Origin of the sequence: Desulfonatronum lacustre DSM 10312 (genome assembly GCF_000519265.1) — a bacterium.
Classification (GTDB): domain Bacteria; phylum Desulfobacterota; class Desulfovibrionia; order Desulfovibrionales; family Desulfonatronaceae; genus Desulfonatronum; species Desulfonatronum lacustre.
This window is the reverse complement of sequence record NZ_KI912608.1, coordinates 2,150,768-2,177,565: the sequence shown is the minus strand read 5'-3', so window position 1 is coordinate 2,177,565 and position 26,798 is coordinate 2,150,768. Positions and strand designations below refer to the sequence as shown.

Genomic DNA, 26,798 nt, shown 5'->3' with positions numbered 1-26,798 from the left:
ATGCAGGCGAAATACTTTCCGGATACGGACACCCTGCTGTTGATTTTCAGCAGTAGTGAAATCGTGGAATCTTATGATCTCAATGAAAATACTTTGGTTGAAATCGACGCAGTGGGCAATATCGTCAGCATGACGGTGGAACATGCCAAGCAGCAAACCAATGTGAACGAGTTTTCCTTTCAGCTGGCTCCTGTCCATTGAAACTCAATCTTCTCGACTTCACGTACTCCGAACTTGAACAGTTTTGTTCCGGTTTGGGAGAGGCTCCGTTTCGGGCGCGGCAGCTTTGGCAGTGGCTGTGGCAGAAGCGGGAGCGGGATTTTGGTCGGATGACCAATATCTCCAAGGAACTGCGTGAGCGTCTTGGCCAGACGGCGGACGTGCTTTGGCCGGAGGTGGTTCACGTCCAAGCCAGCAGGGATGGGACGACCAAGTTTTTGCTGGCCCTGGCGGATGGCCAACACATTGAAACCGTCCTGATCCCGGAGAAGGACCACTTCACTTTGTGTCTCTCCACCCAGGTCGGTTGCGCATTGGGCTGTACCTTTTGCGCCACCGGCCGGATGGGATTGGTCCGCAACCTGACCATGGCGGAAATCCTGGGCCAGATCCTCGTGGCCCGGGAGCATGTCGCCGGGCTGACCCAGGGCCAGACCCAGGGCCAGACCCAGGACCAGACCCCGGACCAGACCCAGGAATTGGCCACAGGCCAGATCCTGGGCCAGACCCAGGGCTTGGCGCTGCGCAATCTCGTGTTCATGGGCATGGGCGAGCCGCTGCTGAACTGGGAGAATCTGCGTCGGGCTCTGGAATCGCTGCATCATCCCCTGGGGCTGGATTTTTCCAAGCGGCGGATTACCGTGTCCACGGTGGGGGTGCCGGGCATGCTTTCGGAGTTTGGGGCCTCTGGGCTGGCTTCCCTGGCCGTGTCCCTGCATGCTCCGACCCAGGATCTGCGGGCCCGGATCATGCCCAGGGCCGCGCGGTTTGTCCTGGACGACCTGATTGCCGAGCTGGCGGCTTACCCGCTGCAACCCAGACAGAAAATCACCATTGAGTACGTCCTGCTGGGAGGGGTGAACGACGACCTGGGCCATGCTCGGGAACTGGTTCGGCTGCTGAACAAGGTCAAGGCCAAGGTCAATCTGATCCCCTTTCATCCCTCGTCGGAACTGCCCTACGCCGCCCCGGACATGAATCGTGTCCTGGCCTTCGAAAACCTCCTCAAATCCAAGGGCCTCCCCGCAACCTTGCGTAAAAGCAAGGGGCAAGATATTTCTGCCGCTTGTGGCCAGTTGCGGGCGGATGTCGCCGCCCTGGAATGACGGTTGAAAAAAGTCTTATACTTTTTGCAACTACACAGCACAGAGAAATTCTGTTGTCGGTGTCGGAATCGGGATCGGGATCGAAAACGCTGGGATGCGTTCTCAATTCTTCCTGTTTCGATTCCGACTCCGATACCGACCCCGACACCGATTGGCGGTGCAAGATCGGACATAAAATGTACTGAGTGGTTACAACTTTTTTCAAATTATGCCGCGAGTTTCAGCATTCCACACCTTTTTCATTATTCGGACAATTGCGGAGGAGTTGCCCTGTGAAACCTGATTTTGCGAAGTGCGACGGGCTTGTGCCGACCATTGTCCAGGACGCCGCGAGCTTGGAAGTCCTGATGGTGGCGTACATGAACGAAGAGGCCTGGGAGCAAACCCTGGCCACCGGGGAGGCCCATTTTTACAGCCGGTCCCGGAGAAAGTTGTGGCACAAGGGCGGGACGTCCGGACACGTGCAGAAAGTCCGGTCCGTTCGGATCGACTGCGATGCGGACACGATCCTGCTTCTGGTGGAGCAGGTGGGCGGGGCGGCCTGTCACGAGGGCTATCGAACCTGCTTTTACCGGACCATGGAGAACGGCGCGTGGACGACCTGCGCGCCGCTGATTTTCGATCCCAAGGAGGTATATAAATAAATGACGACACCCAACGACCAACTCAAGCTGGGCATCCCCAAGGGCTCCCTGCAGGACGCCACCATCAGTCTGTTCGCCCGATCCGGATGGAAAATTCATCTGCACTCCCGGAACTACTTTCCGGAGATCAATGATCCGGCCATCAATTGCAGCATCTGCCGAGCCCAGGAAATGGCCCGCTACGTGGAGGCCGGAACCCTGGACGCCGGATTGACCGGCAAGGACTGGGTCATGGAGTACGAGTCCGACGTGCATGTGGTTTCGGATCTGGTCTACTCCAAGGTCAGCTCCCGCCCGGCCCGCTGGATTCTGGCCGTGGCCGGGGACTCCCCCTATCGTCGGCCCGAAGATCTGGCCGGGAAGAAGATTTCCACGGAACTGGTGAATTTCACCAAGCGCTACTTTCAGGCCGCCGGCATTCCGGTGGAGGTGGAATTTTCCTGGGGGGCCACCGAGGCCAAGGTCGTCGAGGGCCTGGCGGACGCCATCGTGGAGGTCACCGAGACCGGCTCGACCATCAAGGCCCACGGGCTGCGGATCATCGCCGAAATGATGCAGACCAACACCCAGCTCATCGCCAACAAGGCCGCCTGGGCCAATCCGGTCAAGCGGGCCAAAATCGAGCAGATCGACATGCTGCTCAAGGGCGCGTTGCGGGCCGAGAAGCTGGTGGGTCTGAAGATGAACGTGCCCCAGGCCCGGGTTGACGATATCATGTCCGTGCTGCCCAGCCTGACCTCGCCCACCGTGGCTCATCTGCTGAACAGCGACTGGATGTCCGTGGAAATCGTGGTCGAGGAAAACGTGGTCCGCGACCTGATCCCGGACCTGGTCCAGCGAGGCGCGGAAGGGATTATCGAGTATTCCTTGAACAAGGTGATCTAAGACCGTTTCCAACTCAATGATTCGCTTTCGGTGTCGGAATCGGGATCGGGATCGATACGGTTTGGTCACTAACATTCTGAATTCGATACCGATACCGATAGCGAAGCGCCGACACCGATAACTGTTTTTCTCAAACGAATAACGCATTACCGAAGTGGAATTGGTTTAAGATCTTCTTTCCGTTATCAGCCGGGAACCCCGGGAGAAGTATCGTGAATAAACGGCGCACGTCCTTTCCTACTCCATCGCCACGGCGATGGGTATTGTTGACGTGGAAATGGGCGTGCGTCTTTTTTATCATTTGCCTGGGCCTGATGGTGTCGGGCTGCGCCGGTACCGGGACTTCTGCACCCTCCCAAGGCGAAGAAGGGCGTGGGCTCAGCCCCCGCGAAATCCGGATTCGCCTGGACCTGGCCGACGCCTATTTGCGCAGCGACGAGCCTCGGATGAGTCTGCGGGAGTTGCTGCGAATCCAGCGGGCCGCCTCGGACTCTCCCCGCTACCAGTTCACCCTGGGATACACCCAGTTCATGCTGGGAAATTGGCCCGCCGCGGTGGAGGCCCTGGAACGGACCGTGGCTCTGGACCCCAACCATGCCGAGGGGTGGAACAACCTGGGCTTGGCGCATCTTGCCCAGGACGATTTTACGGCAGCGGAGTTCGCCTTTCTTCGCGCACTTGAAATACCCACCTACCAGACTCCGGAAATCGCGGCCCTGAACCTGGCGTTGCTGCATCTGGAACGTGACGATCCGATCGCGGCCAGGCGGTACGCCGACAGGGCCATGGATCTGAACTGGCGCTTTGGTCGAGCTTATCTTCTGGCCGCGGAGATCGAGGTGGGGCAAGGGAACCTGGAAGCAGCCGTCGATCTTTTGCGGCGGGGCGTTGAAGCGGATACGGCCAATGTCCGGATGATCCTGACCCTGGCTGAATATCTGCTGCTCGCCGGTCGCGACCAGGAAGCCGATAAATGGCTGCTGCTGGTGATCGAGGCCGCTCCGGACGGTCCGGAAGCGAAAACGGCCGAAGGCTACCTGCGGTCTCTGGGAAGGATGACCGGGCACGGACTTGAGGATGACGGCGGTCAAGAAGGGCGAGGCACGGAAATAGCCGACTCAACGACGGAATTGACGACGTCTCCGACGTCTCCAACGCCCGCCCCAAGCTCACCTTCAACTTCGGCGACGCCTTCGGCCATCTCCCCGGAAACACTCGCGGACTCGATGTACATCGTCCAAGTTGGTGGGTTTCTTGACCAAGACAAGGCAAAAGCGTTGCGCGACGGTTACGCGGCCAAGGGGTATCCGGCTGGTATCGTCGAAGTGGCGCACGCGGGTCGCCAATGGGTTTTGGTGTACATTGACGCATTTCTTGATCTGGATGCGGCGCAACGCCGGTCGCGGGAGTTTTTGAGCCTGGAAAACGTCGACGCCGTGGTGACCCGCGTCGGCATGGGGCGATATCTGCCGCTGGACGCGCCTTGAGCGGTCACAAGCCGTCATCCTTTCCTCTGCTCTTCTTTTCCGATGTCCTGTCTTTTTTCGAAGATCAGCCGTAAAGTTGATTGATTTCAGTGTGATGAATCTCTTCTGGAAAAGAGGATGCTTTTTCGGTATTTATGATGGAGTCTGACAGCCAGAATCGCGGCTGATGGACGACGTCGTGATCTCCCGGTTCGTCACGATTCGTTTTCCTCTTTAATTCTTCCCGGCATATTCGCGCGGAGGTTTCCCATGCCCCAAATCAAGCAGGCCAAACTGGTCGACGATCCCCTCTGGTATAAGGACGCCATTATCTACGAAGTCCACATCAAGGCGTTTTTCGACAGCAACTCGGACGGGATCGGCGACTTGCCGGGATTGACCCAGAAGCTGGACTATCTGGCTGATTTGGGAATCACGGCCATCTGGCTGCTGCCCTTTTATCCCTCTCCGTTGCGCGACGACGGCTACGACATCGCCGACTATTTCAGCGTTCACCCCCAGTACGGGACCATCAAGGATTTCAAGGTCTTTTTGCGCGAGGCGCACAAGCGTGGCCTGCGGGTGATCACCGAGTTGGTGCTTAACCACACTTCGGATCAGCATCCCTGGTTCCAGCGGGCACGCAATGCTCCGCCCGGGTCCTCTTGGCGCAATTTTTACGTCTGGAGCGATACGCCGGACAAGTACCAGGACGCCCGGATCATCTTCAAGGATTTCGAGACGTCCAACTGGTCCTGGGACCCGGTGGCCAAATCCTACTACTGGCACCGCTTCTACTCTCACCAGCCGGACTTAAATTTCGACAACCCCCAGGTGGGCAAGGCCCTGTTCCGGGTGATCGACTACTGGCTGAAGATGGGCGTGGACGGGATGCGGCTGGATGCCGTGCCCTATCTGTTCGAGCGCGAAGGGACCAACTGCGAGAATTTGCCTGAAACGCATCAGTATTTGAAGGACCTGCGGGCGCACATCGACGCCAAGTATCCGAACCGGATGCTCCTGGCCGAGGCCAATCAGTGGCCCGAGGACGCCTGCGCCTATTTCGGCGACGGCGATTCCTGTCAGATGGCCTTCCACTTCCCATTGATGCCCCGGCTGTTCATGGCCCTGCACATGGAGGAGTCCCATCCGATCATCGATATTTTCGAGCAGACCCCGGACATCCCGGACAACTGTCAATGGGCCTTTTTCCTGCGCAATCATGACGAGTTGACCCTGGAAATGGTTACCGACGAGGAGCGGGACTACATGTACCGGATGTATGCCCGTGATCCCCGGGCGCGGATCAACCTGGGCATCCGTCGTCGACTGGCTCCGCTGCTGGAGAACGACCGCAAGAAGATCAATCTGCTCAACGCGATTCTCTTCGCCATGCCCGGCTCCGTCGTTCTCTATTACGGAGACGAGCTGGGCATGGGCGACAACTACTACTTGGGGGATCGGGACGGGGTGCGCACGCCCATGCAGTGGAGTTCGGACCGCAACGCCGGCTTTTCCCGGGCCAACCCGCAGCGTCTCTACCTGCCGGTGGTCATCGACCCGGAGTATCATTTCGAGGCCATCAACGTGGAGACCCAGGCCCAGAACCAAGCCTCGCTGCTGTGGTGGAACAAGCGGTTTATCTCCATGTACAAGCGTTTCCGGGCCTTCGGGCGGGGGGACATGGAGTTTCTGCGCCCGGAAAATCCCAAGGTCCTGGCTTTTTTACGCCGCCATGAGGACGAACATCTCCTGGTCGTGGCCAACCTTTCCCGGCATTGTCAGTCCGTGGATCTGGACCTGGGTGGCTATGCGGACTGGATTCCCGAGGAGGTCTTCAGCCGCAACCGCTTCCGTCCGGTCGGGGAGGGCGGCTATACGCTGACCCTGGGATCCTACGGCTACTACTTCTTCCAGATGATCCGGGCCGAGCAGCCCGGCCTGGGCGGAGAGGTCCGGGATCTGCCTCAGCTGACCATCCGCTCCGTGGAACAGGACATCTGGAACGGCGAGGTGGGGGAGCGCCTGGAAAAGGACATCCTACCCAGGTTTTTGCCCAAGCGCCGTTGGTTCCGAGGCAAGGCGCGTACGATCCAGCAAGTCGCCATCGACGACGTCCTGGAGTTCAACAATTCGGACCAGGTGTCCCTGATTCTGATTCTGACCGTGGACTACGTGGAAGGGTCGGAGGAACGGTACGTGCTGCCCTTGACCATGGCCTGGGGCGACAACGCGCGGGACATCGCGGCCGAAGAGACGGCCCACGTGCTCAGCCGGATCGTCAGGACAACCCGGCAGGGAGAAGAGCAGGGCGTGCTGTTCGAGGCCGTGTACGCTCCGGATTTTGGCAAACGATTAATCAAGTTTCTGAGCAAACGCCAACACCTTCGGGGCCGCCGGGGCGAACTGCATGCCTGGCCTGGTCGGGATTTGCGCCAGCGCGACATTTTGCGTTTGGAACCGCAACTGTCTCGATCCGAGCAGAGCAATTCCTCCATGATCTACGGCTCCGAACTGATCCTCAAAATTTATCGTCGCTTGGAGCGCGGGCCCCAGCCGGAGCTGGAGTTGTGTCGGTTTCTCACGGAACGGACATCGTTCCGAAATATTCCGCTGTATGTCGGATCTTTGACGTATCATCAAAACGGGCACGAGGATTCCGTTTTGGGCGTGCTTCAGCAGTTCGTTCCCAGCCATGGCGACGCCTGGAAGTACAGTCAGGACGCTCTGGAACGGTACGTGGAGGCGGTATTGTCTCTAGGCGCAGAGTCGGCGGCCCCTGAGTGTCCGTGCGGGTACTGGGATGCGGCCCATGGCAGCACTCCGGAAGCGGTGACCGATTTGATCGGTCCCTATCTGGAAATGACCGCTCTGCTGGGCCGGCGTACCGCGGAACTGCACATCGCCCTGGCCTCGCGGGCCGATGATCCGGCCTTCGCCCCGGAACCGTTTTCCTATCTGTATCAACGCTCGGTGTTTCAGAGCCTGCAGAATCAGCTGAAAACGGTCTTTGGCTTGCTGCGCAAGAATTTAAAGCGGCTTGATGAAGAGCAGAGCGTTTTGGCCCGTGAGGTTCTGGAAACGGAGAAGGCCGTCCTGGAGCGGTTCAGGACCATTCACCGGCATAAGATTCAAGCCTCAAAAATCCGGATTCACGGGGACTATCACCTGGCCCAGGCCCTGTACACCGGCAAGGACTTCGTGATCATCGACTTTGAGGGCGAACCGGCCCGGGCCTTGAGTGAGCGACGTTTGAAGCGCTCGGCCCTGCGGGACGTGGCCGGGATGTTGCGCTCGTTCGATTATCTGGCCCAAATGGTCCTGCGCGACCAGATCTCCCTGCGCAAGACCGACGCGGCCGTGTTGGCCCCGTGGATCGACGCCTGGTCTTCGGCGGTTTCCGGGATGTTCCTGAAAAGCTACCTGGAACTGGCCCGGGGACACGTTTTTCTGCCGGACAAGGACGAAGAGATCAAAAGCCTGCTGGAGATCTTCGTCCTGGACAAGGCGGTCTACGAATTGGGCTACGAACTGAACAATCGCCTGGACTGGGTGGATCTCCCGCTCAAGGGCTTGAAAAACCTCATGGAGGTGCCGACATGAACCACGTCATTCCCGGCGTCAGCCTGTTTACGGAAACGGATAGCTATCTCTTCAAGGAAGGCCGACATTTCCGGCTTTACGACAAACTCGGCTCCCACCCTATGGAAGTGGACGGACGTTGGGGAGCCTTGTTCGCGGTATGGGCTCCCAATGCCGAGCGGGTCAGCGTGATCGGGGACTTCAACGACTGGAATCACGATGCCCACGTGCTGCACCCACGCTGGGACGGCTCCGGCATCTGGGAGGGGTTCATCCCGGATGTCCATCCGTGGCAGCTCTACAAGTACCACATTCGATCCCGGCATCATCTGTACAGCACGGACCGGGCCGACCCCTTCGCCCGGCACACCGAGATTCCCCCGAACACGTCCTCCGTGGTCTGGGACTTGAAGTACCAGTGGCACGATGATCAGTGGATGCGTGAACGCGGGCTGCGCAACGCCCTGCACGCGCCCCAATCCGTCTACGAGGTCCACCTGGGATCCTGGCAACGGGTGCCCGAGGAGTCCAACCGTTATCTGACCTACCGCGAATTGGCCACCCGGTTGACCGGGTACGTCCGGGAGATGGGCTTCACCCACGTGGAATTTCTGCCGGTGATGGAGCATCCCTTCTACGGCTCCTGGGGCTACCAGACCCTGGGGTATTTCGCGCCGACCTCCCGGTTCGGTCCGCCCCAGGACTTCATGTACCTCGTGGACCAACTCCACCAGAACGGAATCGGCGTGATCCTGGACTGGGTGCCCTCGCATTTTCCCGGAGACGGACACGGCCTGGCCTATTTCGACGGCACCCATCTTTTTGAACATTCCGACCCCCGTCAGGGCTACCACCCGGACTGGAACAGTTATATCTTCAACTACGGTCGCAATGAAGTGCGCTCCTTCCTGATCAGTTCGGCCCTGTTCTGGCTGGACAAGTATCATATTGACGGGCTGCGGGTGGACGCCGTGGCCTCCATGCTCTACCTGGACTACTCCCGTGAGAACGGGGAATGGATTCCCAACCGGTACGGCGGGCGGGAGAACATCGAAGCCATCGAGTTTTTGCGCGCCCTGAACGAGGCCGTGTACACCAACTTTCCGGATACCCAGACCGCTGCGGAGGAATCCACGGCCTGGCCCATGGTCTCCCGGCCCACGGATGCTGGAGGCTTGGGGTTCGGCATGAAGTGGAACATGGGCTGGATGCACGATACCCTGGACTATTTGTCTCTGGACCCGGTGCATCGCAGGCACCATCACAACCAGCTGACTTTCAGCATCTGGTATTCCTTTGCCGAGAACTTCATCCTGCCCATGTCCCACGACGAAGTGGTCTATGGAAAGGGATCGCTGCTGAACAAAATGCCTGGGGATGATTGGCAAAAACGAGCCAACCTGCGGCTTTTGTTCGGGTATATGTTCGGTCATCCCGGCAAGAAGCTGCTGTTCATGGGCGCGGAATTCGGGCAGTGGTCCGAATGGGCCCACGAGCAGAGCCTGCAGTGGCATTTGCTGCACCAACCGGAACACGATGGCTTGCGGCGTTGGGTGCAGGACTTGAATCATCTTTACCGGGCCGAGCCGGCCTTGTATGAACTGGATTTCGACCAGAACGGGTTTTCCTGGGTGGATTGCAACGACGCGGATCAGAGCGTGATCAGCTTCCTGCGTCGAGGCGCCTGCACCCAGGATCTGATCCTGGTGGTGGCCAACTACACCCCGGTGCCCCGGGAAAACTACCGGGTCGGGGTGCCTCGGGGCGGGTTCTGGCGGGAGATCATGAACAGCGACGCTCAGGAATACGGAGGCGGCGGCATGGGCAACATGGGCGGCGTGGAAGCCTCTCCCCTGCCCAGCCATGGCCAGTACTCCTCTTTGGCTTTGACGTTGCCGCCGCTGGGCGTGGTGTTTTTCAAGAGCGACGGTCCCGACGACGGGGACGTGGTGTGCCGGAACGAACTTTACGCCGAGATTCCGGAGTCGCCCACCGTGGATTTTTTTCTCAAGAAGCTGAGCTGACCAGATGATCCGAAACCGATCCAGCGGCATCCTGCTGCACGTTACGTCTCTGCCTTCGCGGTACGGCGTGGGCGACTTGGGGCCGGAGGCCAGGAATTTCGCGGACTTTCTGGCGGCCTCCGGACAGCGCTACTGGCAGATGCTGCCCTTGAACCCCACGTCTCCGGTGCACGGCAACTCTCCTTACAGCAGCGACTCGGCCTTTGCCGGAAACCCTCTGCTGATCAGCCCGGAGGACATGGTCCGGGACGGCTTGCTTCGCCCGGACGATCTTCGAAACATCGCCGAGATTCCCGTGGACCGGGTCAAGTACGCCACGGCCCGTGAAATTCGGGAGGTGTTGCTGGCCAAGGCGTTTGCCGATGCGGGCGTGCGACCCGAAATCCAACGGGCCGTTGCGGCATTTCGCGCCGAACAGGGTGTCTGGTTGGAGGATTTCGCTCTGTTTCGAGCCTTGAAAGCCCACTTCCAGGGTCGCCCCTGGACGGAATGGCCGGAGGATGCGCGGCGACGAGATGCCTTGGCATTGGACGGCTACCGCAACACGCTTCAAAACGAGATAGACCTGATCTGTTTCCAGCAGTTCGTTTTCTTTCAGCAGTGGCGGGCCTTGCGGGCATCATGCCGCGACAGATGCGTGGAACTGATCGGCGACGTGCCCATCTATGTGAACGAGGACAGCGTGGACGTCTGGGCCAATCCGGAGCTGTTCAAGCTTGATGATCAGCTTCGGCCCCGTGTTCTGGCCGGGGTGCCTCCGGACTACTTCAGCGAGACCGGTCAGCTCTGGGGCAATCCGGTCTATGATTGGCAGCGGATGGAGCGGGGCGATTTCGCCTGGTGGGTGCGGCGCATCCGGCGCAACGTGGAGTTGTTCGACTTGGTTCGTCTGGACCATTTTCGGGGCTTCGTGGCCTGCTGGGAGGTTCCGGCCGGACACGAGACCGCCATGCACGGCCAGTGGGCCGAGGTTCCGGCCCAGGCTTTTTTCCGGACCCTTGCCGAAGCCTTTGATCCTTTGCCGCTGATTGCCGAGGATTTGGGAACCATCGACGACGCGGTGCGCGACGTGATGCGGGAATTTAAGCTGCCGGGGATGAAGATCCTGCTCTTCGCCTTTGGTCCGGACCTGCCCACGAATCCGTATGCTCCGCACAACCACGTTCAAAACTGTTACGTCTATACCGGTACCCACGACAACAACACGGTGCGCGGTTGGTTCGAGGAAGAGGCCGATGCGGAGACCCTGGCCCGTGTGGACGCCTATCTCGGCGCTTCCTGTACCTCGGAAATCGTGGCCACCGCCTTCGTGCGCATGGGCATGCAGTCCGTGGCGGACGTGGCCATCTTTCCACTGCAAGACATTCTGGGTTTGGGAGCAGCGTCAAAAATGAACGTGCCCGGCGTAGCCAACGGCAACTGGTCCTGGCGGATGCCCCCGGAGGTGTTGAGCGACTTGGAAGGCGGGGTTCGCAAAAAGCTCCTGGACATGACGACCTTGTATGGAAGAGGCTCCGAATCCTGATGAAGTATATTTCCTGTCTGGCCGCGTTATGTGTTCTGTTTTGGAGTGCCACTCCCCTGTTCTCGGCTCCTTCCGGTCTGGAAACGGCCCAGGAATTTTTTGCCGAAGAGCGAGTCGCCGACGCCTACCAGGCCATCCAGGGCCACCTCCAACGCCATCCTAAGGATACTCAAGGATTGTTTTTGAAAGGTGTCATTCTAGAACGCCTGGGGCGGTTCTCCGAAGCCATGGAGGTCTACCACGATCTGATTGAACGTCATCCGGAACTGCCCGAGCCCTACAACAATTTGGCTGGTCTGCTGGCGGCCGCGGGGCGGTTCGAGGAGGCCAAGGACACCCTGCAACGGGCCCTGGAGACGCATCCCAGCTATGCCACGGCTCATCAAAATCTGAGCCGGATTTATTCGGCCATGGCCAGCAGCGCGTACCGCCGGGTCCTGGGCAAGGACGACGAAAGGATTCTCGTGCGTCTCGACCCGTTGGAAGAACTGTCCGGTACCCCGGACATGCCGCTGCCCGCGGCGACCCTTTACGTGGCCTCAGTCGCCCCTCATGGTCCCGCATCAGTGGTGGAGTCTCCACCACTTCTCCCCTCTCCGGCGGCCCCTGGACCTTCCCCGGAGCCAATCGCGGCCGCGCCAAAAGCCGCGTCGGAAGCCGCACCAGAAGCCACCCCGGAAATCACGCCGACCACCAGTCCACAGTCCAGCCCTGCGTCGGCAGCCGAATTCGTTGTCCCTGAGGCTCCCGAGCCGAGCACTGAGCCTGTACTTGAGCCCGTACCTGAGCCGGTCAGCGAACCTGTTGTCGAACCGGCTCCCGAACCCGTCGCACCCCGGCCGGCGACTCCGGAGCAGGTGATCGTTCCGGCACCTGAACCCGTCCCGGCTCCGACGGCCCCAGCTCCTCCGTCCGTAACCCCTCCCGCGCCACCGGCCTCTGAAGCCCCCGCGCCGCGTCCCAGCCCCGATACCGTCAAGGCGGCCATCACCGACGTGGTGCTGAACTGGGCTAATGCCTGGGCGAGCCAGAACGTAGAAGCATACCTGTCTTTTTACAGCGGAAATTTTCAGCCCGAACGCGGGCTCAGTCTGGCGCAATGGCGAGAACAGCGCCGGACACGGGTGGCTGCTCCGCCCTTTATCAATGTGACCCTTTCCAATATCGTCGTCACCATTCTGGACGAGAACGCGGCTCAGGTTCGCTTTGCCCAACGCTACCGATCCAACGTGATCAACGATGAGGTGTCCAAGGAATTGCAATTGCGCAAGGAAGGCGGCCAGTGGCGGATCACCAGGGAGCGCCTGCTGCCGCGATCATGATATCGTGAGGTAGTACGGTAAAGTATCTCACGCGAAGGAGAGATGTAATCATTCTTCGCGGCTTCGCGTGAGTTTGCTCTCCAAGGCACAGACTGCTCATGTTAAACCTTCACTTACGGATAAGAAACCATGGCCTTGCAAGGATCCGCCTTCGTCGTTCATGAGCTTGCACGCCGAGTCGTTTCCCTCGGGGTTGCGCTCCTGGCTCTGACCTGTTGCTTGCTATTCCTTCCAAGTCGGCCGGCCGAGGCGAACGTGGAGGAACTTCTGGCCAAGGGGCATGGGTTGAGCATTACCCGAGAACCAGAGGTGTTTCTGCTCAACGCCTTGGAGAACGTGCAGCGTGAGCGCCTGGACCAGGCCCAGGTCCTGCTGGAGGACCTGATTCGGGACAATCCGGACTTCCGTCTGGCCCAACTGGTCTATGCCGATGTTTTGGCGGCTCGGGCCGGGGCGTTGCGCGGGCTCGGAGCGGGGGTTGTTCCTGACGAGGAACTGGCCGGGCTGGCGGATGAAGTCCGTCGGCGATGGCTGTACTACCAGCAACGGCCGAATAACGGCGCGCTGTTGCCGTCCAACCTGGTCGCCCTGGGTGAGAGCGAGCCGTACGCCTTGGTCGTGGATCTGGAACTGTCCCGGATGTACGTCTTGGCGAATATAGGCGACGGGTTGCGCATTGTGGACGACTATTACGTGTCCGGAGGCAAGGAGGGCCCGGAGAAGCACCGGGAAGGCGACCGACGGACGCCTTTGGGCGTGTATTTCATTCAGGAGCATATTCCAGGAAGCCGTCTTCCCAATTTGTATGGCTGGGGGGCCTTCACTCTGGATTATCCCAATCCGCTGGACCGTCGATTGGGTAAGACCGGGCACGGAATTTGGCTGCACGGAAATCCCACTGGGACGTTCAGTCGTCCGCCCCAGGACAGCGACGGGTGCGTGACCATGCACAACAAGGACCTGGAAGCCCTGGCTCCGTTGCTCAAGCACGGTAATGTCCCCGTGGTCATCGCCCGGCGAGTGTCCTGGGCTGATCCGGGGGACTTGGACATGACCCGCGAGGAAATGCTGGACATGCTGGAAGCGTGGCGTTCAGATTGGGAAAGTCTGAATACCGACGCTTATTTGACGCATTACTCACGGGATTTTCGAAGCGGGTCCCAGAACCATGCCGCCTGGGCGCGACACAAGCGGAGGGTCAACGCCGGAAAAAGCGAAATTCGGGTCCATCTGACCAACGTCAACCTCTTTGAATACCCTGAAGCTCCTGGAGTCATGGTGGCCACTTTTTTCCAGGATTATTGGAGCGATAATTTTCAGTCCTCTTCCCGCAAACGTCAGTTTTGGAGGCACGAAGCCGACGGCCAGTGGCGCATCATCTACGAAGGAACGTACTGAGCAGGGATTGAGTTTCGCAATTCAAAATATTTCAGGTGCTTCTAGATATAAAGTTTTTCAGAAGTCCGCCGATAAGAGTCATGAGGAGTAATCCATTGTGACCATTCGGCCGTTCCAAGTTCAAAACATGCTTCGCGTCTACGACCAGCACCTGGACCAGGGGCGGCGAATGGCGCGATATCGCATGCTGCTCCAGCGGGCTTCGCCGGGGGACGTGATCAATTTGTCCCAGGATGCCCGTCGCAAGCAGTTGGTGGAGAAGATCGCCACCGAGATCATGGACAGCCTGATGGTCTCCGGGAGCAACAATCCCGTAGTCCTGGACATCAAACGGGATCTGCAACGGGAGTTCGGCTTTGACATGGAGTTTCGGTATCTTCCTCTGGAGCCCGAAATGCAGATTCTGCGCAAGAACGGTGAAGAACGGGTCGAGGTCACCGGTGAGGAAAAAACCACTATTCTTGAACGCTTCTGGCGCATTACCCTGGACAAAGTCAGCGAGACGATGCTGTAGTGGGCCCTGACCGATGCCCGCGCCTAAAGTCCGACAGGATTTTGCCGATATACGGTTAGAGAGCAAGGAGGCAAAAAATGCAAATCAAAAATCTCATTGATACCTTTCGTCCCGCGGAAAATCGGGATGTCGGCAACAAGCCAACCCGTGGCGGGCCTGCTTCGGGAGCCTCGACTCAGCAGAGCGACCGGGTCACCCTCTCCGCCGGTGCCCAGACCCTACGCGCCGCGATGACCGCTGCCCAAGCCGGTTCCGGGGTGCGCACGGAGCGGGTCGAGCAGCTCAGGCATCAGGTGGAGACCAATACCTACGAGATGAACAGTCGCAGGACCGCCGAAAAACTGGTGGAACAGGAAAGCGGCCTCTGGGAACGGTCGGTTTGACGCCTGACGCTTATGAAGGTTCGCATGGCGGTCCTTCGCCTGTTTGACCGCCGCCGGCCAGATGCAGCCTCGGAGGGTGCCGCAACTGGTTCTGCGGGACCTGCATCCCCCGGCGGAGGCGAATGTTGATGACCAAGGGGCCGACCAGGTTCAAGATCGCGTCTTCCGGCTTGCCCGGCGGGATGGTCACCGTGACCAGGACCACGGCCTCGCGAATGTTCCTCAACCGCAACAGTTCTTGCTCCACCGTGCTGATCTTGATCCGGTAATCCGGCACGTACACGTAGGGGTCGGCGACCATCAAGCCCAGTTGCGGATCCGTACAGCTCTGCAACAAAAAGAAGGCCGAGTCCTCCCGCAATCGGACCAGGGCGAAATCCCGTTGCGCTTCAAAACCCACCAACCCCTTCGGGAACAGGATCAGGCGATCCTGCTCTACATGCAGCGGCCCGACCCGGGAATGAATTACTCTTTCTTTTTTCTGGACCATAATTCCGTCGCCATGAAAAAGTCTTGCTCCGTGGCCCGCGCGGCCATCAGATTTTCTTCCTTGATCCGCAAATAGACCTCCTCCCGATGCACGGTCAGATCCCTGGGGATGTCGAACCCCAGCTTGACCTGATTGCCCTGGACCCTGAGCACGGTGACCTTGATGTCGTCGCCCAGGTACAGGCTTTCCCCCGCTTTTCGGGTCAAAATAAGCATGGTTCGTTGATCCGTGCCATGGTGGTTACATCATGTTGACCAGGCTCATGCGCATGATGGTGGTGGAGGATTTCAACACGGCTTCGTAGGTGATCTGTTGCATGTGCATCTGGGTCATCAACTCGGCCACGTCCACGTCTTCGATGCTGCTTTTGCGCTCGGATGCATTCAACTGCAATCCGTACAAAATGTTGTCCGTGATATCCAACCGATTCCGCCGCGCTCCCACTCCGGCCAGATAGGTGGAGATGTGACTCTGTACGTCGGTCAGATCGTCCAGGGCTTCCTGAGCACCCTGCTGGGTGTTCGTCTCCAGATATCCAACCAGTTTCCCGACGGTTTCAAAAAGATTGCTGGACATCTTGCCGCGCAGCTCCACCGGCTGACCGTTGTACAGCCCGCCGAAGACATCCATGCCGATGTTGTTGATCTGGATGGTTTCGTTCTGGGATATTTCGACATGCATCAAGGCACGGTTGGGGCGGATGACGAATTGGTCGCCTCCAGTCGGATCGTCGTCAAGGTTCAGAAAACCACCGGGAACCGGGAGGGATGGGCTACCGTTCGCAGGAGCCGTATTCCCCTCCACCCAACTGCGTCCGCCGTCCGTGCTGTAGGAATAATTGACGTTGCCACCGGCAACGGAGTCAACCCGGACATTGACGTTTTTCTTGAAAACACCGGTTGCCTCAGGATCAAGGTCTGCCGTTGCCGTGGGGCCGAAGTGTTCCACCGCGATGCTGTTTTCGTCATCTCCCTGGTAAACGGCGGTCGGCCGGACCCACAGCCAAGTGCCGTTGGTGTCGTTCGGATTGTCTGGGGCCGTGCCCGTCACCACAGAGCCGGGGGTTAACGTCACCTGGACACCGCCAAGATCCATCACAACTGCGTCACCTGGGGCTACAGACTGAGGGAGGGTGCCTTCAAGCCAAGTTTTCCCGCCATCTTTGGAGTATCGGTAATCGAGATCGGCTGCTCCAACTGTTCCGTCATCAAGGAATTGCACCAGAACTGTTGAGGTTGATCCACCAGCGATTTCGCGAATGTGATTTGATGCGATACTGCCATCATTGCTCTGAGCGAACAAAGCCTCCCGAAACGCCAGCGTGTCGGTTTTATGGCCGGAGTAGATGTATTTGCCTTCATATGATGCGTTGGAAAGGGTGATCAGCTGGCTGTAAAGCTGGCGGGCCTCAAAGGAGATCTGTTCCCGATTGTCCCCCGACAACGTGCCCGTCGCGGCTTGTTGGGCAAGCTCCTTGAGTCGGCTAATGACCACGTTGACCTGAATCAGGTTTTCGTCGGCCAGGCCGTTCCAGCCCTGGGCCGTATCGATGTTCTTCCGATACTGGGCCATGGAGGCCATGGAATCCCGGTAGGAGAGCACACGGGACATGCCGATGGGGTCATCCGAGGGTCGGTTGATCTTTTTCTGGCTGGATGCCTGCAGGTTCAACTCGACCAAGCCCGAAAGCGACCGGTTCATGTAACTGAGGACGTTTGCGTAGATATTTCGATGGCTGACACGCATGGGGAGTCGCTCCTTGCCGACGTTGCGCCTATTTCATGGCCAAGATGGTCTGAAACATCTGGTCCGCCGTGGAAATGAGCTTGGCTGCGGCGCTGTAGGAATGTTGGAACTTGATCAGGCTGCTCATTTCCTCGTCCAGGTTCACGCCGGAAATTTCTTCCTGGCGGTTTCGCAGATCGTCGGCCAGGGCCTTGTTGAAACTATGGTTGAAATTGGCGTTGCTCGTGGCCGCCCCGACGTCGCCGACCAGGGAACCGTAAAAGCTTTGCAGGGTTTGCGAGGTTTTTCCCTGGAAGCTTGTTCTGAAATTGACTTTTTCGTATTGAAGGGCCGCGACGGCCTTGGCCGTTTCATTGTCCCCGGTGTTGATTTCGCCGGCTCCATTGACGTGCCCGACATTGATCAGCGAAAGATTGTTGAAAACATCCTGGTTTATGCTTAAGCCGCGCGCGTCCGTACCGTCGAAGAACGTGTTAATGCCCAAGGCCGCCAGGAGGCCGGTGGAGTCGGAGCCGAAGGCAAAAGTGTTGCCGGGGGGGGTAGCAGCCGTAAGCTGTAAGCGATTATCGACAATTGATGCATTTACGCCAGTTCCTGTCAAGCTGTTGTTAATGGCACTTTGGACATCCTGAAGAGTATGCTGTGTTGGATCAAAATTCGTCAGGCCTGGAGGGTTGATGGATGAAAAATCGATGTTGTAGGCAGTACCTGAACTTCCAGAACCAAATACCCAAATCGTCAAGCTTCCGTCTTGCAACTTATCCCCATAGAACAAACCAGAAGACAAACTGCTCAGTGGCTCGTCGTTATCAGCAACACCATACGTTCCCAGAACTTGGCCAAATTTTTCAAGCCCCGCCCCTTGGCTATGAATCCGGTTTACTTCCCAGGCCATGGTCGAGGCGAGCGAGTCCAGTTTTTCCCGGAAGTTGCCGATATAGTCGTCTCGGAAGTTGAAATAGCCGGTCAGAGAGCCGCCGGTGATTCTTCGGCGGTTGTCCTCCCCGTTAAAATGGATCTGGGGAGTGATGTTCATTTTTGAAGACGTATTTTCGTACCAATACAGCCCGCTTTTGGGCACGATGGTGAACTTGTCCCCCGCGGTTAAATTTCCGGCATCAAACCAGATATCAAGACCTTCGATCGTTACCTTGTTATCTTGCAACTGGGTGATGAACTCGCGTTGACCTCCATTGTCATCCTTGAGCCAAGTGACACCGCCATCCAATGACACCCGATAGGTCGCCGCCCCAGGCAAACTGCCATTTGCGTGACCATCCGTCAGCACTTCGACAAGGTACTCCCGTTCTGATGTACCAGAAAAATTAATACTACTCGTTGAACCTGCCGCAAGAGATTGAAATGCTTGCGCCCCCTCAAACTTCAACGCAAAGAAATTCTGCCCGTCCACCAGCGTATGACCCGCCGTGGTCATGACGAAGAATTCGCCGTTGCCCTTGTCCTGGGTCTGGATGTCCAGGAGGCCGGCGAGTTCGCGGACCATGGAGTCGCGTTTGTCCAGGAGGGCGTTGGCGTTGTTCTGTCCGGGGATGTCGTGGACCGTGATCCTGCTGTTGATTTCGGCGATTTCCCGGAGCAATTCATTGGCCCGGTTCACGTCCTGACGGATGAAGTCGTCCATCTGGCGCTGAAATAGACCCAGATCGCGTTCCAACTGATTGATGATCTGGGTCATGTTTTGAGCCGTGCTGGTGAGCTGGCCACGAGAGGCCATGTCGTCCGGGCGCAGGGAGACGTTCTGCCAGTCCGCCCAGAACTTGGCCATCACGTCGTTCAGGCCGTCGCCGATGGACTCATTGAACAGCAGTTCCACCTGACGCAGGTTCGTGTGCAGGGAATCCCAGCGGTGCATGGTGGAGGACTTGTCCAGGTACTGGCGCTCAATAAAGTAGTCGTAATGGCGGATGACTTCCTTGGCGGTCACGCCCGTTCCGATTTGCCCTGGGCGATAATCGATGCTCGGGTTTTCCTCCAGACGGACGGAGCGCCGACTGTAACCCGGAGTATTCACGTTGGCGATGTTCTCGCCGGTGACGTGAATGGCGGACTGGAAGGCCAGGAGCGCGCCCTTGCCGGTGTTCAGGAGGGAGTTTACGCCGACGGTCATGGGAATATCCTACAGTCTGCCTTTGAGCAGGGCACCCGTGTCGCCGGGGTGCAGCCATCTGCCGCGTTGGGAGTAGGTGTGTCCGTTTTTGGGCCGGATTTCGTTGGTCAGGTAATCCAGGAGGGCCTGGTTCTGGTCCATCAGGCCGCGGGTGATCACGGCGTTCTGGGCGGCTTTCCGGGCGCAGTCCTGTTCCTGAACGTCGATTTGACGAAGGGTGTCCCGGACCTGGTCTCGGGTGGACTCATCCAGAATCAACGGTAGGTCGCGAATGCCCGGCAGGGCGGGGTCGATCTGGTGGATGGCGCTCTTGAGTCCCCGGCGTTCCTCGGCGATCTGGCGCAGCAGTTCCTGAATGGAAAATTCCACCGAGGCTACGGCTTGGGGATCGCTCTTGCTCAGGTGTTGGAACTCCTCGTCCAGGAGGTGGGACAGGAGAAAAAGCGCTTGTTTTTGACGATGCAGATTTTGCAGTATGGCTCGGGACATGATCGACCTCGCGGGGTTGGATGCAAATTTTTCCGGGGTGTCCGGCATACTGTCGACATATTCAAAAACTAGGCCGAGTCCTGCTTACCGATGTGCAATCCGGCTTCCAGGCGGTCCTGGATTTGTTTCGGATTCCAGGCCGTGGTGCCCTGGCGGACTTCGAAATGCAGGTGGGGGCCGGTGGAGCGACCGGTGGAGCCCACCGTGGCGATCTGCTGCCCAGCCTGGATTTTGTCTCCAACCTTGACCGTGTTCCGGTCGTTGTGGGCGTAGTAAGAGCGCCATCCTCCGGCATGCTCCAGAACCACCATATTTCCGTAGCCGCCGCGTTGACCCACGAAGACCACCCGACCGTCCCAGGCCGCGCCGATGGGCGTCCCCTTGGAGGCGGCCATGTCCACGCCGGAGTGCCAGGCTTGCTCCCCGGTGAACGGGTCCTGACGCCAGCCGAACCCGGAGCTGACCCGGCCTTCAAGGGGCCAGTGCATGGGGGGCAGGATCGGAGAGGGCGAATCGATGTTCCCGGTCAGGCTCGGGCCGTCGACGGACCCGGTTCGGCTCGGACCGTTTACGGACCCAGGATGTTCCGGAACCACCCCGCCGCGTTCCTCAATGGACCGGGCCAGGGAGCGAACCATATTCATGGTGCTGGTGGTCCCGGGAATGCTTACGGCGTCAAAGGAAGAGCCTTGGGGTCGACCCGTGGCTTCGGGAGCCGCGAACGGCCCCTGGAGTGAAGCCACCTGGGGATAGGTCGCGGACAGGGAGGGTTCCGGATCGGTTTCCGAGGCGGTTGCGTCGGCGGCCAAAGTTGGTTTTTGGGGCGGGGCAAGGATGGTCAAGGGCATGGGCTTGCCCACCGGGTCGCTGTCCTTGGTGGCCTGGACCTGGGTCTGTCGGAGCTGCTCGAAGATCATGTCGCCGAGACCCATCCCCCCGCTTCGGGCCAGAACCGAGGCCATTTCCATGTCGAAATGGGACTGCCAGAACTCCTCGCCTTTGCCTCGCAGGGGGTCATGGTGGGGGACCGTGGCCCGCATCTGCTTGATCAACTGATGCAGAAACATGGCCTCGAAGTCCTGGCTGGCCTCCCGCAGTTTGCTCTCGTGCTTGGCGGTCGCCGCGTCTTGCGGGTCGCCTTTTTGGGAGGTCCGTTGGGAATCTTCGGTCGATTCACCGGAGCGCAGTCCCCGGAGCGCGTCGAAACGCCGGTGAACATCGTTCTGCCCGTGACCGAGCAGCAGGGTGTTCGTATCCGGCAGGCCGATCATTTAGATCACCTCCACGTCCGCGTGCAGCGCTCCGGCGGACTTCAGGGTGCGCAGGATGGAGATCAGGTCGCGGGGCGTCGCGCCGATGGCGTTGAGGCCGTTGACCAGGTCTTGCAGCGTGGCCCCTTCAAGGAGAGTCAGGCGGCGGTCTTCCTCGCGAATGCCCAGTTCGGTGCGGGGGACCACGGCGGTCTGACCCAGGGAGAAGGGTTGAGGCTGGACCACTTCCGGGCGTTCGGCCACGACGATATGCAGATTCCCGTGGGCCACGGCGACTTTGGACAAACGGACGTTCTGGCCCACGACCACGGTGCCGGTCTTCTCATCCACCACGACCCGGGCCCGTGAGTCCGGGGTGATGGGCAGACCCTCCAGGGCCGCGATGAAGGGAACCAGATTGCCCTGGTACATGTCCGGGACGTCCACTTCGATGGTGGAGACATCCATGGCCCGGGCCAAAGGGGTGCCGAAGTTGGCGTTGATCCGGTCCACAACCTGGACCGCGGTGGAAAAGTCTTTGGTCTGAAGATGCAGGACCACGTTGTCCTGTTGGTTGAACTGGAAGGGAACGGAGCGTTCCACCGTGGCTCCGTTGGGGATCAGACCCACGGTGGTGATGTTTTTCTGGGCCTGGGCCGCGTCGCCGCCGGCGCTGAATCCGCCCAGGAGCAAGGGGCCCTGGGCCAGGGCGTAGGTCTGGCCGTCCACGCCGCGCAGCGGGGTCATCAGCAGGACGCCGCCCAGAAGACTGGTGGCGTCGCCCACCGAGGACACGGACACGTCCAGGCTGGAACCGGCCCGGGACGAAACCGGCATTTGGGTGGTGACCATCACCGCGGCCACGTTACGCACCCGCAACCTGGAGCGATCCACCCGCACCCCCATCCGTTCCAGCATGTTGGACATGGACTGGATGGTGAACTCCGCGCCTCGGCGGTCGCCGGTACCCGACAGACCGACAACTAGGCCGTAACCCACCAATTGGTTGCTGCGGTCGCCGGCCACGGTGGCGATGTCCTTGATCCGGACGCTGGCCTGGGCCGGATTCGTTCCCATCAGCGCGAACAAGAAGCCCATGGCGAGAACCAGCACGGCTGAAGCCTTGAAATACCTCTTCCACATACTATTTCCTCCGGATTGCCGCCGGGGCAAAGGTCTTGTCCTGCTCGCACGTATCGGGATCAGGTCGAAATCGTGATCGAAATCGATGTTGCAAAAAGACATTTCAATGCGTTGAAATCAATATTTTAGTTCGATTTCGATTGCGATTTCGACAACGATTAAATACTGATTTCGTATACTTTTCCTTAAAACGGCCAGACATTGTCCAGGATCCGGGTCAGCCATCCGGGCCGTTGTTTGTCCGCCAGAACACCCATGCCGTAGAATTCGATGGTCGCGTCGGCCATGTGGGTGGAGAGGATGGTGTTGTCCGGATCAATGTCCGTGGACCGGACCAGCCCCCGAACCACGACGATCTGGGTTTCGTTGTTCACTCGGGTTTCCCGGGCGCCCTCCACCTGCATCAGGCCGTTGGGAAGCGTCTTGACCACCCGTGCGCCGACCGTGGCCGTGATGGTGGATTCCCGTTTGGTTTCCCCGTCGCCTTTGAACGAGTTGGAGGTCCTGGCGCTGATCAGCGGAGTTTCTCCAAACTGGCCTCGCTCAATGCCCAAGACCGGCAGTCCCGCGTTGATCAGCCGCTGGTCCAAAAGGTGCTCAATGCCCATGCCGATGTCGGACTCTCTGGACGTGTCCGTGGTGGCCTTGTTCGTGGCCTTGCTTTCCTCCACGACCTTGATCCGGACGATGTCTCCCACCCGCCTGGCCCGATTGTCCGCGAAGAGCAGCTCCGCGCTGGCCGGGTTGAACAGCGAACCGGGATTGAGTTCGGCCGGTTGGGGGTAGTCCACGGTTTGGGTCAGGATCGGGCTCGGCATGCTTTGAGTGCTGGCCGGGGCGCAGGCAAACCCGCTCAGCCCGAGGAGCATTGCCAGGGGCATGAGCACGGCTACGGCTGGGCGTATGGAGAGTATTTTGTCGGTCATCGCATTATCCTCGTGTTTGCTTGCTTTGGTCGGTTCTTCGGCTCGGGAGCGTCGCACGGTCACGCATCGGCTTACCTGACCATCACGGTTTCGTGATCTCGGATCCGGGCCAGGACTTCATTGTTGTTCTGCAAATTCCGCACCGTGATGGTTTCCCCAATGGCTCCGTCCTGGAGCGCCTGGACCTGGATCTGCAACCGGACCAGCTCGCCCTCATAGACCAGCGTGATCACTTCTCCGCGGCGTACGGCGGGCAAGGGGTCCAGGGCGGACAGGTAGATGACCTGGTCCATGCCCACCGGGGAGCGAATCTGCCATGGTCCGCCGGTCCCGTCCCAGACCTGTTCCCGCAAATAGGCCAGGTTCTTGCGCTGAAAGGTGACGTCGTCCAGGGCCAGCGGATTTCCCCGGTTCAACGGGCGACCTGCCGTGGGCACGGTTTGCCAGACGTCCAGAAAGACCGTGCCGGTGAGACGGCGGGTGATTCGCTCGTCCACGGAGCGGACCAAAAAGCGCAGACTGTTGCGTCCGGGTTGCGGGTCCGCGGCCAGTTCCAGCTCCAGGGTGTCCTGGATGTGGGGCAGAAAAATATGGCTCGGAAGGCGAAAGTCGCGAACGGTGATTTCTTCTCCCAGTTGGCGGACTTTTGGGGTCAAAAAAGTGACGACGCGGGACCGCAGCTCTTCCTCCAGCACCACCTGCCCCCCACCCTGGATCACGACCTGGCCGGGAATGCGCGTGGAGGCGGCGGCGTGACCGACGTACTGCCGAAGCATTCCGGCCAGTCGGTCCTGGGAGAAGGTCATGGTTTTGCCGCTGTCCGGAGCGGGCCACATGGGCCGGTCGGCGAGGTTCGTCCATTGGGCGCGGCCATGATCCGTCAACGGCACGGCGATGTCCCCGAACCGGACCACCTCGCCCTGGACCGCGGCCACGGGCTGGATCATGTAATGCCAGTAGCCGCGCTGGGCCGCGCTGGGTTCGGCAAGGACGCTCAGGCCGGCCGCAGTCAAGAGCACAAGAGCCAGAAAGAGACGAGTGAGAGAAGTTTGCATGGCCTGCCTTCTCATCTGTTTACCTTCCCACTAAAACTACCGCTTAAGCTGCGTGGCGGTCTGGAGCATCTGGTCGGAGGTCTGGATGGCCTTGGAGTTGATTTCATAGGCCCGCTGGCCGGTGATCAGCCGAACCATCTCCTCGACCATGTCCACGTTGGAGCCTTCCAGAAAACCCTGGGCAATAGTACCGACGTTTTCCTCGCCGGGAACCCCCTCAATGGGATCTCCTGATGCTTCGGTGGGCAGAAACATATTTCGACCGATGCTGTTCAGGCCGGGCGGGTTGACGAAGGTGAACAAGGGGATGTCCGCACCGGCCAACTCCTCGCCGAATCTGTCCATGGCCACGATGCGTCCGTTTTCCGTGACCACGATGTTCTGGGTATCCTGGGGCACGATGAACTCCGGCTGGAGGGCGTAGCCGTTGGCCGTGACCACCTGACCTTCGTTGGTCAATTTGAAGGCCCCGGCCCGGGTGTAGGCGAACTCGCCGTTCACATCCACCTGGAAGAACCCGTCGCCTTCAATGGCCAGATCCAAGGGGTTGCCGGTGTTCTGGAAAGACCCGGTGGTGAATTCCTTGTGCACGGTCACGGGGCGAACCCCCATGCCCACCTGAAGCCCGGTGGGAATCCGGTCTCCGGCGGCATTGGCCGCCCCGGCGATCTTCATGGTCTGGTACATTAAATCTTCGAATTCGGCCCGGCTTTTTTTGAAGCCCGTGGTGCTGACGTTGGCCAGGTTGTTGGACGTGACGTCGATGTTCATCTGCATGGCCATCATGCCCGAGGCCGCCGTCCATAGAGAGCGCATCATTGAGGTTTTCCTCCATCTATTTCAGTGTATTATTGCTATCGGGGTGAAGCCACTTCCCGGATGACCTTCTGGTCCGCTTCCTGGGCCGTGTGCATCACCTTCTGGTAGGCTTCGAAACTGCGGTGGGCCTCGATCATGTTGACCATTTCGCTGACCACTTCCACATTCGCCCCTTCCAGGTAGCCCTGCATCACGGTGGCGTTGTCCGCGGGCAGTTCGGCGGCCTGGACTCCGGGACGGAGTCGGAACATGTTTTGGCCCAGTTTTTCCAATACCTGTGGATTTTCAAAGGTCACCAGGTCAAAATTGCCTACGGGCTCGCCATTGGCCTGGATTGCTCCATCGGGACCGATGACGATCCGGGCGTTGGGCTCCAGGTTCACGGGGCCGCCGTCCACGAGCACGGGGAAGCCTTGCCCCGTGACCAACTCGCCGCCCGGGGTCAGGCGGAAGTTGCCGTTGCGGGTGTAGAAATCTCCCTCCAGGGTGCGGACTTTGAAGAAGCCTTCGCCTTGAAGCGCCGCGTCCAACGGATTGCCGGTCTCCTTGGCCGATCCTTGAGCAAAGTCGATGTGGGTCAGGGCGATCCGGTTCTGGGCCATTTCGTCCGGGACAGGAAGCAGCGATTTTTCGTTGATGGCGGAAATGGGGTCCAGCATGCCGTGGCCGAAACGGATGAAGACGTCCCGAAAGGCCATGGTTTCACGCTTGTAGCCCGTGGTGTTCACGTTCGCCAAATTGTTGGCGGTATTTGCCAAGCGGTGTTCCTGGGTCAGGGCGCCGAACAGGGCGTTATACATACTGGTCTGCATCGCGATTCCTCCTGGTTTTGGATGCAAGCAAATTCCAAGCCATTTTTTCTGGTCTGGATGCTTGACAAGTTCTGGGCCCTTGAGCATATGAACGATTGCGTTTCGCGGGCGGGCGTAGCTCAGCTGGTAGAGTACAAGCTTCCCAAGCTTGGTGTCGCGGGTTCGACTCCCGTCGCCCGCTCCATCTTTATTCGCAGCATCCTGATCGGTAGCGGCCCGGCCGCGCAGCAGAGACGACGAACGGGGTGGGCCATGTGGTCCACTTTTTTTTTGGGATTTTTAGACAGCCATGCAGACTTCTCCCCCTTCTTCCCGCGCTCGGTCGGAAGAAATCCTTCGCCATCTGGAGTTATTGGTTTTGCCCGTTGTTCACGGCCTCGGCCTGGAACTTTGGGGGTTGGAGTATCTGCCCCTGGGCCGCAAGGCGTTGATCCGCATCTATATCGATGCGGAGAGCGGAGCGACCATTGATCAGTGCGCCATGGTCAGCCGCCAGCTTGGCCCTGCTCTGGAAATCGACGAGCGACTTCCCGGCGCTTTTAACCTGGAGGTCTCCTCGCCCGGCCTGGAGCGTCGGTTCTTCAAGCCGGAGCAACTCCAAGGCTACCTTGGGCGGACCGTCCAGGCCCAGCTCCATGAACCGCTGGAAGGACGCAAAACCTGTCGCGGCGAACTGTCCGCGGTGGACGGCCCGATGGTCACGCTTGTGGAAAACGGCGCACCGATTGCGTTGGATTGGGACCAAATAAAGAAGATTCATTTGATCCATGCGTTTTGACCCGAACCCGCCGGACGACTCCGGTACGGAGAGGGCTTTGTGAATCGGCGCAGGGTTTCGACACATATGAAGGATTGCCGAAAACAATGATAAT

The 26,798-nt window shown here is 59.3% G+C and carries 24 protein-coding genes and 1 tRNA gene; 14 read left to right on the top strand and 11 right to left on the bottom strand.

Annotated features, from left to right (window positions below; all coding sequences use genetic code 11):
• The 12 genes from DESLA_RS0110320 (at nucleotide 1) to flgM (ending at nucleotide 15,068) form a co-directional block, all read left to right on the top strand.
• Entirely contained in the window at nucleotides 1–201 is a 201-nt protein-coding gene (locus DESLA_RS0110320; RefSeq protein WP_028572383.1) for a DUF2283 domain-containing protein, read from the top strand.
• The gene (gene rlmN, locus DESLA_RS0110315) at nucleotides 198–1,325 is read left to right on the top strand and encodes a 23S rRNA (adenine(2503)-C(2))-methyltransferase RlmN (RefSeq protein ID WP_028572382.1); all 1,128 of its coding nucleotides are present in this window, start codon (nucleotides 198–200) and stop codon (nucleotides 1,323–1,325) included. The genes DESLA_RS0110320 and rlmN overlap by 4 nt, the downstream gene beginning before the upstream one ends.
• Nucleotides 1,326–1,597: 272 nt before the next feature.
• Nucleotides 1,598–1,969 carry a phosphoribosyl-AMP cyclohydrolase gene (gene hisI, locus DESLA_RS0110310; RefSeq protein ID WP_035261686.1) on the top strand — a complete coding sequence of 124 codons (372 nt, stop codon included), beginning with the start codon at nucleotides 1,598–1,600 and terminating at the stop codon, nucleotides 1,967–1,969.
• Nucleotides 1,970–2,854 carry an ATP phosphoribosyltransferase gene (hisG, locus tag DESLA_RS0110305; protein WP_028572380.1) on the top strand — a complete coding sequence of 295 codons (885 nt, stop codon included), beginning with the start codon at nucleotides 1,970–1,972 and terminating at the stop codon, nucleotides 2,852–2,854.
• A 263-nt stretch (nucleotides 2,855–3,117) separates the two neighbouring features.
• Complete coding sequence (locus DESLA_RS0110300; RefSeq protein WP_028572379.1) at nucleotides 3,118–4,341, top strand: SPOR domain-containing protein; 1,224 nt, start codon at nucleotides 3,118–3,120, stop codon at nucleotides 4,339–4,341.
• A gap of 249 nt (nucleotides 4,342–4,590) precedes the next feature.
• The gene (gene treS, locus DESLA_RS0110295) at nucleotides 4,591–7,923 is read left to right on the top strand and encodes a maltose alpha-D-glucosyltransferase (RefSeq protein WP_028572378.1); all 3,333 of its coding nucleotides are present in this window, start codon (nucleotides 4,591–4,593) and stop codon (nucleotides 7,921–7,923) included.
• Entirely contained in the window at nucleotides 7,920–9,926 is a 2,007-nt protein-coding gene (gene glgB, locus DESLA_RS19945; RefSeq protein ID WP_084032013.1) for a 1,4-alpha-glucan branching protein GlgB, read from the top strand. Before treS ends, glgB begins: the two co-directional genes overlap by 4 nt.
• A 4-nt stretch (nucleotides 9,927–9,930) precedes the next feature.
• On the top strand, nucleotides 9,931–11,451 hold the full coding sequence (gene malQ, locus DESLA_RS0110285) for a 4-alpha-glucanotransferase (protein ID WP_245590041.1): 1,521 nt from the start codon (nucleotides 9,931–9,933) through the stop codon (nucleotides 11,449–11,451).
• Complete coding sequence (locus DESLA_RS0110280) at nucleotides 11,451–12,773, top strand: L,D-transpeptidase Cds6 family protein (RefSeq protein WP_028572376.1); 1,323 nt, start codon at nucleotides 11,451–11,453, stop codon at nucleotides 12,771–12,773. The genes malQ and DESLA_RS0110280 overlap by 1 nt, the downstream gene beginning before the upstream one ends.
• A 255-nt stretch (nucleotides 12,774–13,028) precedes the next feature.
• The gene (locus DESLA_RS0110275; RefSeq protein ID WP_035263007.1) at nucleotides 13,029–14,171 is read left to right on the top strand and encodes a L,D-transpeptidase family protein; all 1,143 of its coding nucleotides are present in this window, start codon (nucleotides 13,029–13,031) and stop codon (nucleotides 14,169–14,171) included.
• Between the two features lie 97 nt (nucleotides 14,172–14,268).
• Nucleotides 14,269–14,685, top strand: coding sequence for a DVU0524 family FlgM-associated protein (locus DESLA_RS0110270; protein ID WP_028572374.1), 417 nt, complete (start codon nucleotides 14,269–14,271; stop codon nucleotides 14,683–14,685).
• 77 nt (nucleotides 14,686–14,762) lie between these two features.
• Nucleotides 14,763–15,068, top strand: coding sequence for a flagellar biosynthesis anti-sigma factor FlgM (gene flgM / locus DESLA_RS19940; RefSeq protein WP_051434585.1), 306 nt, complete (start codon nucleotides 14,763–14,765; stop codon nucleotides 15,066–15,068).
• Between the two features lie 10 nt (nucleotides 15,069–15,078).
• On the opposite strand, the gene fliW is transcribed toward flgM, so the two are convergent.
• The 11 genes from fliW to flgF form a co-directional block, all read right to left on the bottom strand.
• Nucleotides 15,079–15,558, bottom strand: coding sequence for a flagellar assembly protein FliW (fliW, locus tag DESLA_RS19935; RefSeq protein WP_035261682.1), 480 nt, complete (start codon nucleotides 15,556–15,558; stop codon nucleotides 15,079–15,081).
• Complete coding sequence (csrA, locus tag DESLA_RS0110255; protein WP_028572373.1) at nucleotides 15,534–15,773, bottom strand: carbon storage regulator CsrA; 240 nt, start codon at nucleotides 15,771–15,773, stop codon at nucleotides 15,534–15,536. Before csrA ends, fliW begins: the two co-directional genes overlap by 25 nt.
• A gap of 25 nt (nucleotides 15,774–15,798) precedes the next feature.
• A complete protein-coding gene (gene flgL, locus DESLA_RS0110250) occupies nucleotides 15,799–17,304 on the bottom strand; it encodes a flagellar hook-associated protein FlgL (protein WP_028572372.1) in 1,506 nt (501 codons plus the stop codon).
• A gap of 28 nt (nucleotides 17,305–17,332) precedes the next feature.
• On the bottom strand, nucleotides 17,333–19,432 hold the full coding sequence (gene flgK, locus DESLA_RS0110245; RefSeq protein ID WP_028572371.1) for a flagellar hook-associated protein FlgK: 2,100 nt from the start codon (nucleotides 19,430–19,432) through the stop codon (nucleotides 17,333–17,335).
• A gap of 9 nt (nucleotides 19,433–19,441) precedes the next feature.
• Nucleotides 19,442–19,921, bottom strand: coding sequence for a flagellar protein FlgN (locus DESLA_RS0110240; RefSeq protein ID WP_028572370.1), 480 nt, complete (start codon nucleotides 19,919–19,921; stop codon nucleotides 19,442–19,444).
• A gap of 68 nt (nucleotides 19,922–19,989) precedes the next feature.
• Nucleotides 19,990–21,192 (bottom strand): peptidoglycan DD-metalloendopeptidase family protein, encoded by a 1,203-nt coding sequence (locus tag DESLA_RS21770; RefSeq protein ID WP_051434583.1) that lies wholly within the window; start codon nucleotides 21,190–21,192, stop codon nucleotides 19,990–19,992.
• Complete coding sequence (locus tag DESLA_RS0110230; protein ID WP_028572369.1) at nucleotides 21,193–22,314, bottom strand: flagellar basal body P-ring protein FlgI; 1,122 nt, start codon at nucleotides 22,312–22,314, stop codon at nucleotides 21,193–21,195.
• Between the two features lie 185 nt (nucleotides 22,315–22,499).
• Nucleotides 22,500–23,240, bottom strand: a complete 741-nt coding sequence (locus tag DESLA_RS0110225) for a flagellar basal body L-ring protein FlgH (protein ID WP_245590040.1) — start codon at nucleotides 23,238–23,240, stop codon at nucleotides 22,500–22,502.
• A gap of 71 nt (nucleotides 23,241–23,311) precedes the next feature.
• Nucleotides 23,312–24,295 carry a flagellar basal body P-ring formation chaperone FlgA gene (gene flgA, locus DESLA_RS19925; RefSeq protein ID WP_051434582.1) on the bottom strand — a complete coding sequence of 328 codons (984 nt, stop codon included), beginning with the start codon at nucleotides 24,293–24,295 and terminating at the stop codon, nucleotides 23,312–23,314.
• A 36-nt stretch (nucleotides 24,296–24,331) separates the two neighbouring features.
• Nucleotides 24,332–25,114, bottom strand: coding sequence for a flagellar basal-body rod protein FlgG (flgG, locus tag DESLA_RS0110215; protein ID WP_028572367.1), 783 nt, complete (start codon nucleotides 25,112–25,114; stop codon nucleotides 24,332–24,334).
• 35 nt (nucleotides 25,115–25,149) lie between these two features.
• Nucleotides 25,150–25,926: a flagellar basal-body rod protein FlgF gene (flgF, locus tag DESLA_RS0110210; RefSeq protein WP_028572366.1), complete on the bottom strand. Its 777-nt coding sequence runs from the start codon at nucleotides 25,924–25,926 to the stop codon at nucleotides 25,150–25,152.
• A 108-nt stretch (nucleotides 25,927–26,034) separates the two neighbouring features.
• On the opposite strand from flgF, the gene DESLA_RS0110205 reads away from it, so the two are divergent.
• Both DESLA_RS0110205 and rimP read left to right on the top strand, forming a co-directional pair.
• A tRNA-Gly gene (locus DESLA_RS0110205) sits at nucleotides 26,035–26,110 on the top strand.
• Between the two features lie 174 nt (nucleotides 26,111–26,284).
• Entirely contained in the window at nucleotides 26,285–26,704 is a 420-nt protein-coding gene (gene rimP, locus DESLA_RS0110200) for a ribosome maturation factor RimP (protein ID WP_245590039.1), read from the top strand.
• The last annotated feature ends 94 nt before the right edge of the window (nucleotides 26,705–26,798 follow it).